Genomic DNA, 11,928 nt, shown 5'->3' with positions numbered 1-11,928 from the left:
GGGGGCTTTTTTAGAATGAAAATGAGACCGGCAGTTTTCGAGGGCCGTACGTAGGCTAAACGGTTCGCCCGCGCACGGCTTAGCTTCAGATTTGCCCCCCATGCCTGCTTCCACTACGCTTACCCAGCCTACCTCCACTTCTCCCTTCGCCCCACTCAAAATTCCGTTTTTCCGGATGCTCTGGATTGCGTCGTTTGTGTCCAACATCGGCACGTGGATGCAGAACGTGGGCGCCGTGGGCCTGATGACTGAGCTTACGCCTTCGCCCGTGCTGGTGGCCTTACTCCAGACGGCCTCGGCCCTACCGGTTTTTCTGCTCAGCTTACCCGCCGGCGCGCTGGCTGACTTGGTAGATAGGCGCCGGATGCTGCTTTTCACCCAAACCTGGATGGCTTCATTAGGGCTGCTGCTGGCTTTGCTAACCTTCATGGGCCTCACCACCCCCTGGCTGCTGCTCCTGCTCACGTTTATGCTGGGCCTGGGCGGCGCGCTTAATAACCCGGTGTGGCAAACCGTAACACCCGAGCTGGTCCCCCGCGCCGAACTGCCTCAGGCCATTGCCCTGAACAGCGTGAGCTTCAATCTGGCGCGGGCTTTTGGGCCAGCCTTGGGAGGCATAGTTATTGGCTACTACTCGGCCGGGGGTGCTTTTTTGATCAACGGGCTGTCATTTCTGGCTACTATTTACATGGTGTGGCGCTGGAAGCGCGAGCCTCAGGCTACCTCTACCCTGGCCACCGAGCGGGTGGTGGCCGCTATCCGGGGCGGCATTCGGTATGCCCGATTTGCGCCGCCAGTGCAGCGGATTCTGGTGCGAGGCGTCAGCTTTACATTCGGGGCCAGCGCCCTGCTGGCGTTGATGCCGGCCGTGGTTTCTCAGCGGTTACAATTGCCCACTTCCTTTTACTCTACCCTGCTTTCGTGTATGGGTCTGGGAGCCGTTATTGGGGCGGTGGTGCTCCCTCGCCTCAACCGCGGCCTCACCATCGACCATCGCGTAACGCTCTCTACTATTGCCTTTTCCATGGGCCTGCTGGGGCTGGCTTTTGCTGACAACCACTGGCTGCTCTACGGCTTGCTGGTGCTGGTGGGCTTGGCCTGGATGCTGGTGCTCAACTCCTTCAGTGTGGGCGTACAAACGGTGGTACCGCGCTGGGTGCAGGCCCGCACCATCAGCTTGTATTTGCTTACTATTCAGGGCGGTATGGCACTGGGTAGCGTAGTTTGGGGAATGGTGGCTACTCATTGGAGCTTGCCGGTGGCGTTGTCGGGTGCGGCTATCTGGTTGGGACTGAGTACGCTATTGGTATTCCGCTACTCGCTTATTAACGCCCCCGAAAGCCTCGACTTTACGCCCGCCCGCCCGCGGCCTACGCCCGTGCTAGCCGAGGAAGAGCCAGCGCCGGACGCCGGGCCTATCATCATCACTACTACCTACCGCATTGCCCCGCCAACCGCTCAGCCTTTGCGGCACTCATGGAGGAGCTAAGCCGCATCCGCCGCCGCGAAGGCGCCATCCGCGTCGGGCTCTACGTCGATCTGGCTGACCCGATCCGCATGGTGGAGTACTTTATGGTAGAATCGTGGGAAGAGTACGAACAGCTCCACGACCGGGGCGTAAGTCGGGAAGAAGCCGCTGTAAAAGTTCGCGCCCGAGAGCTCCATATTGGCCCTGAAATGCCCGTGGTGGCCCGGCTCCTAGCCCTCCATGCCGAGCCAATTCAACCGCCCCGCGTGATGGTTCCAGGCAGCACCCGCCACATTGCCAGCACTGCCGGCGAAACCTCGGCTTAGAAAGATGGTCTGCCTGTTCCACTAAATAAGCTTACTCTATCGCAAATGCAAGCAGAAGCAATGTGCTGGCTTTTAGACTAGCTGTTTGTTCTCTTCTAATGAAAGGCTATCGTTTGCCAACTCCGCATCTTCATATGGAGGTATAGCTTCCGTTTTACGAAGTACATATGTTTTTTTCCTTAATAGCGTCGGAGCCAGAAATAAAGCAGGCACTATTAATAATAAAATCATTAATAAGGCTAATGGATACGCAAAGAAATAGTGTGTTATTTGAATTGAATAGAAATCGCTAAATTCTTCCTTCAAAGGTTTTAATAAGATTATCAGCAACACATGGAATGAATACACCTCTAATGAGTATCGACCCAAATAACACATAGGTTTAGATGAAAACCAATGCAGCTTTTTAGTAGATACAAACGCTATAATAAAAACAATTGACAAACAGTTTATAAGTCTTACTGGGCCTAATATATTTTTAGAAAATAAAAGATCAAGCCCATTCAAATTAACATGCAGGTTCTTTATTAAGAAGAGCCCAGAGAACAAAATCAATGACGAAAGTAATAGATATTTATTGTTCAGCCACTGGTTTGTCTTGCCATAGTAGTAGCTAAATCCTGAAAATAAGCCTAGAAAGAACAGGAATTGCCAAGAAAGTAGATTGAAGAAGCCAGTATTTATATCCCTGATCTGCGTTATGTCATTTAATATGTTGGATCCCATAAAAATTGGGAACATATATAATCCAATTGAACAAGCAAATAATTGCCAAACAATTCCTTTTTCGAAGTATTTAATTACTATTGGCACAAATAAAATGAAGACTGCGTACATTGGTAATATATCTAAATATATAGGCTGATATAACAATGTAGCACCTAAGAATATTGATAAGAATGGATTTTCGGCAAACAAGCTGTAATGATTTACCCAATATTCATTCAATCCGTAACCAAATAGTACAGCTATTAAAGCAAAGAGCAAAATAGCTATATGATTCCTGTAAATTAACCAGGCTCTCTTTTTTGCTGCTTCATTTGTATAACGCTCACCTTTTTTATTCAGCTTATGAGTATATATAATGCCTGCTGTCAGCCCCGATAAGAATACGAAGCCCTCAGCAGCAGTCACCCAGCCAATGAACTCATATGTAAAGTGTCTGACGATGTCTTTCTCAGATAGAAAATGATCTACTGTGATCAAAATCAGCATTATACCTCTGAAGAAATCGAGGGCATGAATTCTTTTCATAGTTATAATTAATTTCAATATTTTATAATTTTCCCGATAGATAAGAACAATAGATCAACTTTCATAGATATTATTTTTATTATATTATAACTAACTAATATTTAACTATTTACAGTTAGCGCCTCTTACAGTCTGACTTGAGGCTTCACTCACCGATGCTGGGTATGAATTTATGCCAGCCTAAGCATAGCCGCGGATCAGAAAGCATGGGTGAGCGCCAACTAATAGGGTCTACACAGGGCTGCTTCCCAGATGTGAATTGGCGCTTTATTACATAAAAGCGGACGCGAGGAACACTTGCCTATCAGGCTTTAGCCTAACCTTCCGCTTTGTAAGTGGTTGGTACTCTGAATTAGTCCCAAAATCGATTTCTATTCGCCAAAACCGCTACGCATACGTACCTCAACAGTAATGCCCGCCACCAACTCGCATTTGTTGAGTCGGCGCTTATTCTTATCTCTATTTTAGCCTATGTGGATGGTTCGCTTGGCGCTTTCGCGTCCGTACACCTTTATTGTCATGGCCCTGGTAATTCTAGCGGGGGGCATTTTGACCATCTTCACCATGGCGGTGGATATTTTTCCCGAGGTCAACATCCCGGTGGTGGGCGTGGTGTGGAGCTATTCGGGGATGAGCGCCGAGGAAATGAACCAGCGCGTGCTCAACGTCAACCAGCGCGTGTACACCACCACCGTCAACAACATCGAGCACCTAGAGTCGCGCGCTATTAAGGGTGTCGGCATTATTAAAGTGTTCTTCCAGCCCGGCACCGACCCCGATGCGGGCGTGGCCCAGCTCACGGCTATTACGGCCACGCTCATTCGGGCTTACCCCAGGGCATTGGCCCCCCACTGATTATCCGCTACTCGGCGGCCAACGTGCCCATTGCCCAGGCTAGTCTTTCCTCCCAAACCCTGGGCGAAGCCGACCTATACGACGCCAGCCGCTCCTTTGTGCGGCCGGGCTTGGCGGTCGTAAAAGGGGCGTCTTTGCTGGTGCCCAACGGTGGTCGGTCAAAGCAAATCATGGTTGATCTGAAGCCGGATGCGTTGGCGGGCAAAGGTCTCTCTGGCAACGATGTGGTCAATGCATTGACGACGCAAAACGTGATTCTGCCCGCCGGTACCGCTAAAATTGGCGACCGGGAGTATGACGTACGCCTCAACAGCAGCCCTGAGTTGATTGCCACCCTCAACGACCTGCCAGTAAAGGAGGTAAACGGCGTCACGATATATATCCGCGACGTAGCATTTGTACACGAGGGCGCAGCTGTCCAAACCAATATTGTGCGCCAAGATGGGCTGCGCACGGCAGTTATTCCCATTCTTAAAAGCGGACTGGCCAGCACGCTCGATGTTATCGACGGGATCAAAGAAGAGCTACCCAATGTAGTGGCTACCTCGCCGAAAGGGCTGGATGTGAAGCTGTTGTTTGATCAATCCTTTTTTGTGCGCTCGTCCATTTCGGGGGTGGCCGTGGAAGGCTGCGTGGCGGCGGCTCTCACGGGCCTGATGATTCTGCTGTTTCTGGGCTCATGGCGGTCCACGCTCATCATTACCATCTCGATTCCGCTCTCGGTCTTGGTCACCATCATGTTGCTCCGCGCCTTTGGGCAGACACTTAACATCATGACGTTGAGCGGCATTGCTCTCTCCATTGGCAACCTGGTAGACGACGCCACGGTGGAAATTGAGAATATTCACCGCAACATGGGCATGGGCAAAGGGGTGAAAAAGTCCATTCTGGATAGCGCCTCGCAAGTAGCGCTACCGGCCTTGGTATCTACCCTAGGATTAGCCATCGTGTTTGTCCCGATTTTCTTCCTTTCAGGCGTATCGGCTGACATTTTTACGCCGCTAGCGCTGACGGTTATTTTCGTCCTGTTCGTGTCCTACTTCTTGTCGCGGACGCTGCTGCCCACGCTGGCCCGCGTGCTGCTGCGCAAGGAGTTGCCTATTTACCACGAGCAAGGCCCCGAGGAAGTGCCCAGCGACCTTACGCGTAACGGCAAAACAGTAAGTGAGCACGAGAAGGAACTAGCCCAACTGCGCCGCCAGCAAGTAGATGAGGAACAAGCCGCTAATCTTGCTGGTGAGGATGAGGAAAAGCCCCTCATGGCCGAGGAAAAGGAAGGCGCCAAAGCCATGCAGAAAGGCTGGATTTGGCGGGTGCACATGGCCTTCGAAAAGCGGTTTGACAAGGTGCGTGAAGCTTATCAGAGTGCGCTTAATTGGGCGCTCGACCACCGCAAAACCGTGGTAATTGGCTTCACAGTTCTTTTTATTGGCTCTGGGTGCTTGTATCCGTTCATTGGGCAAGACTTCTTTCCCAAAGTAGATGCTGGCCAGATGCGCATGCACGTGCGCGCTCCCACTGGCACTCGGTTGGAGGAAACAGAGCGGCGGTTTCGGGAGGTGGAAGGTATCATCCGAGAGGTGATTCCGGCCGAAGAGCTGGAACTGGTGCTGTCTAATATTGGCTTGCCGAGCATTCCGGTGAACCTGCTGCTCAGTGACAACCCCGTTATCAGCTCGGCTGATGGCGAGATCCTAGCTTCGCTGAAAAAAGGCCACGAACCAACGCAGGATTATATCACCGAAATCAGGCGGCGGGTGCAGCGCGAGCACCCCGACCTAACCATCTTTTTTCAGCCCGCCGACATCGTTAATCAGACCTTGAACTTCGGCCTGCCCTCTCCCATTGATGTGCAGGTGACGGGCCGCGACATGGAAATTAACGAGAAAGTAGCCAAGCAGCTTCAACAGAAAATAGCGGCTATTCCGGGCGTCGTGGATGCATTTATTTTCCAGATAAAAGCCCCCAGATTCGCCTCGACGTCGATCGGGTGCGCGCCCAGCGGGCCGGCCTCAGCCAAGCCGACATTGCCGATAACGTGCTGGTAAATCTCAGTTCCAGCACCCAAACCGACCCCAACCAGTGGCTGAATCCGGAGAGTGGCGTGAACTACACGGTGGCCGTGCAAACGCCCCCCAGGGAGCTTACTACGCTAGATGATGTGCGCACCATTGGCATCACCAGTCTTACCCAAACCCAAGCCCAGCTCCTGAGCAGCTTTGCTCAAACCCGCCGCGACCAAACCGACGCCGTGGTGAGCGACTATGACATTCAGCGCGTAGTCGATATCTACGCCAGCGTGGAGGGCCGCGACCTGGGTGGCGTGGCCAAGGAAATTCGCAAAATCATTGAGGAAACGAGCAAAAACCTACCGAAAGGCACGACTATCGAGCTGCGCGGTCAGGTGGAAAGCATGAAAACCTCCTTCACTGGTTTGGGCATTGGTCTGGCGGGCGCTATTGTGCTGTTGTATTTGCTGATGGTGGTCAACTTTCAAAGCTGGCTCGATCCATTTATCATCATTACGGCCCTGCCAGGCGCTATTTCGGGTATGCTCTGGATGCTGTTTGTAACCCAAACTACCTTCAGCGTGCCTTCGCTTATGGGCGCCATTATGTGTATCGGTATTGCCACGGCCAACAGTATTCTGGTGGTGTCATTTGCCAACGAACGGCGAGAGGCCCAACCCGACCTGAGTCCGCGCGACGCGGCCATTGATGCGGGCGTTACCCGTCTGCGCCCGGTGCTAATGACCGCTCTGGCCGCCATCATTGGTTTGCTGCCGTTGTCGTTGGCGCTGGGCGAAGGAGGCGAGCAAAATGCCCCCCTGGGCCGGGCCGTTATTGGCGGCCTGCTCCTAGCCACCTTCACCACGCTGTTTTTCGTGCCAGTGGTGTTTAGCTACTTCAAAAAGAAGCAGTTAGTGGCCGAAGAGAAGGAAGCCGAACAAGACCGCGTAGCTGCCTAAGCGTAGCTGCTTCAACCCATTTTGCGATACCCGAAGCCCGCGCTTCACCCTACGTTACTCACCTTATGGCTACTAGCTCCGACGACTACAAAGACCCGCCCAAGGACGACCCGCGCCCCGAGGAGCCCGCCGCCGACTCTGACCAGGACACTCGTCCCGAAAATGCCAATCAACGGGCGGAGCTGGGAGACACGTTTGCGCATGAAAAAGCCCCCAGCCCGCGCCCGACGCGGATTGGAGGAGGTCGTCGCCCCCAGCCCGGAAGCGGAAGCGGACAGAAAAGAGGAAGCCAAGTCGAAGAACGATAAGCAGGAGGAAGCACAGGCTGCTGCCGACGAAGACGACGAAAAAAAGCCCCCGGCAAGAAGAAGCGCCGTATTTGGCTGATCATGCTGGGCATCGGAGTTGTGTTTGCGGCCTTGTTGCTGATTGGGTTGCTACCGCGCTTGAGCAAAGACAAAAAGCGGAAAGAAGAAGCTGAAAAAGACGCCAACGCCCTCACGATCGTGACTGTGGAGCCCGCCGCTGCTGCTCCCGACACGACCCGCGTAGAGCTGCCCGCCGACACGCGCTCCAACCGTGAGACCTTCGTGTTTGCTCGCGCTAATGGCTTCGTAAAAACGTGGTATACAGACATTGGCGCCCGTGTAAAGCGCGGCCAACTCTTGGCGTTGCTCTCTACGCCTGAGCTGGACCAACAAGTAGCGCAGGCCCGTGCCAGCCTCAACCTGGCGCGTACTAGCTTCGAGCGCTTGCGCAGCATTGAGCTGCCGGGGGCCATTTCGCAGCAAGAGCTAGATGAAGGCCGCGCTCAATACGAAGCCCAGCAAGCCGTGCTCAACGGGCTGTTGGCCCAACAAGGTTTTCGGCGGGTTACGGCGCCGTTTGGGGGCATTGTTACCCAACGCAATGTGGAAGTCGGGTCGTTGGTGTCGGCTAGCAACGCGGAGGGAACGCAGCTCTTCAAGATTGAGCAGACGGATACGCTGCGAGCCTTCGTCAACATTCCGCAGAATTTTGTACCCAGCATTGAGCCGGGCATGACAACCGATATTCTGATACCTGAGTATCCCAACCGCACTTTCGCGGGCCGCGTGGCTCGCGATGCGGGCGCGTTGAACGAGGAAACTCGCACTCTGCTCACTCAGGTACAGGTGCCTAACACCGACAAGCTGCTACGGCCCGGCATGTTTGCCCAAGTACGATTTCAGTTGCCGCGCACCCGGCCCAGCGTGGTTATCTCCGCCAATGCGCTGGTCCCGAGTGGTATTGAGCCGCGCGTGGTAGTGGTGGCAAACAATAAGATTCGCTACCAAACCATCGTGCCCGGCCGGGATTTTGGCGACCAGATTGAAGTGATAAAAGGCTTGAAAGGCGGCGAGATGCTAGTCGTCAATCCGATTGAAAGCCTGCGCGACGGCCAGCAAGTAGAAGCGCGAAAGCCCAAGAAAGAGGACGAAAAACCGGGAAGCCAGTCGAAGCCGAAAGCGCCCGAGCGCCCCTACGACCCCGATAAACCCCGCGTCGAAACGCCCGCCGATAAGAAATCAGAAAAGTAACCTCCCGCCTGGGATTCACCGTTCGTCACCCTGCATGAGGATTTTTCCCTATCTATTCCTACCGCTGTTGCTACTTAGTGGCTTGATGGGTTGTGCCCGGTCGCCGCGCTACCAAGCTCCCGAAGTGTCGGCGCCGCCTGCGTGGAAAAACGGCTCCAGCACGACGGCCCCAACTGCACCCCCTGCACCCGCATCCGTGAGCGCAAAGCAGCAGCCCGCCATACCGGCTTGGTGGACGGTGTTCAACGACCCTGAGCTCACCAAGCTAGCCGAACAAACGCTGGGGGCAATTTTAGCGTGAAAGCCGCCGTAGCTCGCGTGGATGAAGCCCGCGCCGCCATTCGCGTCGCTACGTCCACGCGGCAGCCGGAAGTCACCATTGATCCGCAGGCTTATCTCACTCGCCTATCGGGTTTGCGGCCGTTGCCATTTGCTGCGGGGGGCGAAACTGGGGGTGCCACCACAGCCAATGGCATTACCCAAACACAATACTATGTGCCGCTCAATGTGAGCTACGAGGTAGATGTCTGGGGCCGTTTGCGCCGGGGTGTGCAAGCGGCCAAAGCTGAATCGGAAGCCAGCGAAGCCGAGTTGCGCACCGTACAACTCAGCCTGACTGCCGATGCCGCCACGTATTACTTCGGTATTCGTGGCCTCGACGCCGAATTGGCCGTGCTCGACAGCACCTTGCTGGCTCGTCGGCAAAGCTTGGCACTTACCAATGCCCGCTTCACGGCCGGCGTCGATAACGAAATAGCCGTGCGCCGCGCCGAAACCGAATTGGCCACCGTCGAGGCCAGCTTTTTCGATGCCCAACGCCAGCGCAAAGGCCTCGAAGCTGCCTTGGCAACCATCACGGGGCAGTCGGCCAGCACGTTTAGCGTAATGCCGCGGCGCGGGCCGCTAAATGCCCCCCAGGTGCCTGCCTCCGTGCCCGCCGCCCTGCTCACCACTCGTCCCGACTTACTCCAGGCCGAGCGTCTGCTGGCGGCTACTGACGCCCGCGTGGATGCTGCCCGCCTGGCCCGTCTGCCAACGCTTCTACTCAATGGCTTCATCGGTCCCCAAGCCGCCGAGCTTCGCGATTTGCCGAAGATTTCGGATAACTACACCTACTATTTGGGCGGCGGCATATCAATTCCGGTGTTCAACGGCGGCCGCTTGCGGGCCAACCAACAGATTGCGCAGGCGCGCTATGACGCCCAGGCAGCCGAGTACCGCCAAACGGCCCTGGTGGCTTTTCAGGAAGTAGAAACGGCCCTCGCCGATGTGCAGCAAACCACTGCTCAGCTCGCCGCCCAGCAACGCGCCCTCACCGCTGCCCGACAAGCCGGGCGCCTCACCTTGGAACGCTACCGCCGCGGCCTCGCCGATTATTTTCAGGTAGTTGATGCCGATCGGATTACGCTGAATGCGGCGCGTCAGCGCGTTCAAACTCAAGCCAATCAGCTGCGCTATACGGTGCAATTGGTGCGGGCTTTGGGAGGAAGTTGGGAGTAAATTGGGTATTGCTCGGGCTTTTCTTAAACTTCTACTCAGGCTCGCAGCTTTTCAGCCATAACTCTCCCCTTCCATGCGCCTACTTTATTCTTATCTGCGTCAATACCGAGGTCTATTGGCGTTGGCGTTGGCTCTGGCAGCCGTCAACCAGATTTTCTCGCTCCTCGACCCCTGGATTTTCCGCAAAATTATTGACCAGTACGTGGTGCAACCCGGCGGCGAGCTACACGACATCAACGCGGGCACCTTCATCCGCGGCGCTGGCACGCTGATTCTAGCTGCCATGGGTGTGGCCATGGTGTCACGGATTGCCAAAAACTTCCAAGATTACTACGTCAACGTCATCACTCAGCGCTTGGGCGCCCAACTGTATTCCGACGGCCTACGCCACTCGCTCGAATTGCCTTATCAGGTATTCGAAGATCAGCGCTCCGGCGAAACCTTAGGCAAGCTGCAAAAGGTACGCTCCGACGTGGAGAAGCTTATTCAAAGCTTTGTAAATGTGCTTTTTACCTCGTTGGTAGGCATTATTTTCGTGGTCGTGTATGCCATTACGGTGTACTGGGTTATCGCGCCGGTGTACTTTCTTACCATACCGTTGCTGGGTATTCTCAGCTCCGTGTTAAGCAAGAAAATCAAGGTATTACAGAAGACAATTGTAGCCGAAACCACCGCCTTGGCTGGTGCTACTACGGAGAGCTTGCGCAACATTGAATTGGTGAAAAGCCTGGGCCTGGGCCAACAAGAAACTTTGCGCCTCAATGCCACCACCGACAAGATTCTGAAGCTGGAGCTGAAGAAGGTGCGCTACATCCGCTCCCTGTCATTTATTCAGGGTACGTTCGTGAACTTGCTGCGCAACGGCATACTGCTGCTCATGCTGTTTCTGGTGGTCAACGGGCGCATTACGGTGGGCGAATTCTTCTCGCTCTTCATCTACTCTTTCTTCATTTTTGGCCCTTTGCAGGAGCTAGGCAACATCATCAATATCTACCGCGAAACTGAGGCTTCATTAGCTAATTACCAGCAGATTCTGGATACGCCGAAGGAGGTAAAACCCAGCAATCCGAAGCGCATTGAGCAAATCCAAACGCTTCGTTTTGCTGATGTCCGCTTTCAGCATTTGTCGGCCAATAACGCGGCGCTGGATGGTATTTCTTTTGACACCAAGCTCGGCGAAACCATTGCGTTCGTGGGGCCTTCTGGTTCGGGCAAAACGACTTTAGTGAAGCTACTCGTGGGTCTGTATCCACCAGCCAGCGGCCAGATTCTTTACAACGATTTGCCTGGCGATGAGCTCGACCTCGACCAGTTGCGCGAGCAGATTGGTTTTGTGACGCAGGATACCCAGTTATTCGCTGGCACCATCCGCGAAAACCTTCTATTCGTTGCACCCCAAGCCACCGACGAAGAGTGTCTCCGTGCACTACATCAAGCCGCCGCCGACTCATTGCTGGCCCGCGCCCCGCAGGGCTTGGACACTGTCATCGGGGAAGGGGGCGTGAAGGTCTCGGGGGCGAAAAGCAGCGTTTGAGTATTGCCAGGGCTTTGTTGCGCCGTCCAACGTTACTGGTTTTCGACGAAGCCACCTCTTCTCTTGACTCGCTTACGGAGGAGGAAATCAGCCAGACGGTGCGGGAGTTATCCGGTTCGCGCCAGCACATCACTATTCTCATTGCCCACCGCCTCAGCACTGTGCTCCACGCCGACCGCATCTATGTATTGGAGCGCGGCCGCATTGCCGAGCAAGGTCGCCACGCTGAGCTACTGGCTACCAAAGGGTTGTATTACGCCATGTGGCGCCAGCAAATTGGCGAACGCACGACCAATGCCCCCACCGAAGGCGTACCAGCTTTAGCGTAACGCCCCGTCCCAAATCCAGCCGGTCATGCCAAGCGGCTCATTATAGTGCTATAGGTTGCCTTCGCCTAACTACTTTATAGCTCGACAACTAAATTTTACTTTTTCTACGTTTTTCAAACGAAAAGCCCCCAGATA

The 11,928-nt window shown here is 54.5% G+C and carries 8 protein-coding genes and 2 pseudogenes; 9 read left to right on the top strand and 1 reads right to left on the bottom strand.

The genetic code is table 11. The features are described 5' to 3' along the window. Positions 1 to 100: 100 nt before the first annotated feature. Positions 101 to 1,794: pseudogene (locus tag EPD59_RS08485) on the top strand (MFS transporter). 72 nt (positions 1,795 to 1,866) lie between these two features. On the opposite strand, the gene opgC reads toward EPD59_RS08485, so the two are convergent. After that, positions 1,867 to 3,048 (bottom strand): OpgC domain-containing protein, encoded by a 1,182-nt coding sequence (gene opgC / locus EPD59_RS08475; protein ID WP_133272405.1) that lies wholly within the window; start codon positions 3,046 to 3,048, stop codon positions 1,867 to 1,869. A gap of 519 nt (positions 3,049 to 3,567) precedes the next feature. On the opposite strand from opgC, the gene EPD59_RS23180 reads away from it, so the two are divergent. The 8 genes and pseudogenes from EPD59_RS23180 to EPD59_RS08445 all read left to right on the top strand — a co-directional run bounded on the left by EPD59_RS23180 (position 3,568) and on the right by EPD59_RS08445 (position 11,793). Beyond that, positions 3,568 to 3,903 (top strand): efflux RND transporter permease subunit, encoded by a 336-nt coding sequence (locus EPD59_RS23180; protein WP_262712935.1) that lies wholly within the window; start codon positions 3,568 to 3,570, stop codon positions 3,901 to 3,903. Then, complete coding sequence (locus tag EPD59_RS23175; protein ID WP_317128528.1) at positions 3,888 to 5,951, top strand: efflux RND transporter permease subunit; 2,064 nt, start codon at positions 3,888 to 3,890, stop codon at positions 5,949 to 5,951. The genes EPD59_RS23180 and EPD59_RS23175 overlap by 16 nt, the downstream gene beginning before the upstream one ends. Further along, a complete protein-coding gene (locus tag EPD59_RS23170; RefSeq protein WP_205703502.1) occupies positions 5,894 to 6,871 on the top strand; it encodes an efflux RND transporter permease subunit in 978 nt (325 codons plus the stop codon). Before EPD59_RS23175 ends, EPD59_RS23170 begins: the two co-directional genes overlap by 58 nt. Positions 6,872 to 6,936: 65 nt before the next feature. After that, positions 6,937 to 7,179, top strand: a complete 243-nt coding sequence (locus EPD59_RS08465) for a hypothetical protein (RefSeq protein WP_133272404.1) — start codon at positions 6,937 to 6,939, stop codon at positions 7,177 to 7,179. A gap of 81 nt (positions 7,180 to 7,260) precedes the next feature. Then, positions 7,261 to 8,430: an efflux RND transporter periplasmic adaptor subunit gene (locus EPD59_RS08460; protein WP_133272403.1), complete on the top strand. Its 1,170-nt coding sequence runs from the start codon at positions 7,261 to 7,263 to the stop codon at positions 8,428 to 8,430. A gap of 34 nt (positions 8,431 to 8,464) precedes the next feature. Beyond that, entirely contained in the window at positions 8,465 to 8,731 is a 267-nt protein-coding gene (locus tag EPD59_RS08455; RefSeq protein WP_133272402.1) for a hypothetical protein, read from the top strand. Further along, positions 8,728 to 9,930: an efflux transporter outer membrane subunit gene (locus EPD59_RS08450; RefSeq protein WP_133272401.1), complete on the top strand. Its 1,203-nt coding sequence runs from the start codon at positions 8,728 to 8,730 to the stop codon at positions 9,928 to 9,930. Before EPD59_RS08455 ends, EPD59_RS08450 begins: the two co-directional genes overlap by 4 nt. A 73-nt stretch (positions 9,931 to 10,003) precedes the next feature. Further along, positions 10,004 to 11,793, top strand: a pseudogene (locus tag EPD59_RS08445) (ABC transporter ATP-binding protein). The last annotated feature ends 135 nt before the right edge of the window (positions 11,794 to 11,928 follow it).

The organism is Hymenobacter radiodurans, assembly GCF_004355185.1.
GTDB classification, from domain to species: domain Bacteria; phylum Bacteroidota; class Bacteroidia; order Cytophagales; family Hymenobacteraceae; genus Hymenobacter; species Hymenobacter radiodurans.
This window is presented reverse-complemented; position numbering and strand designations above follow the sequence as displayed.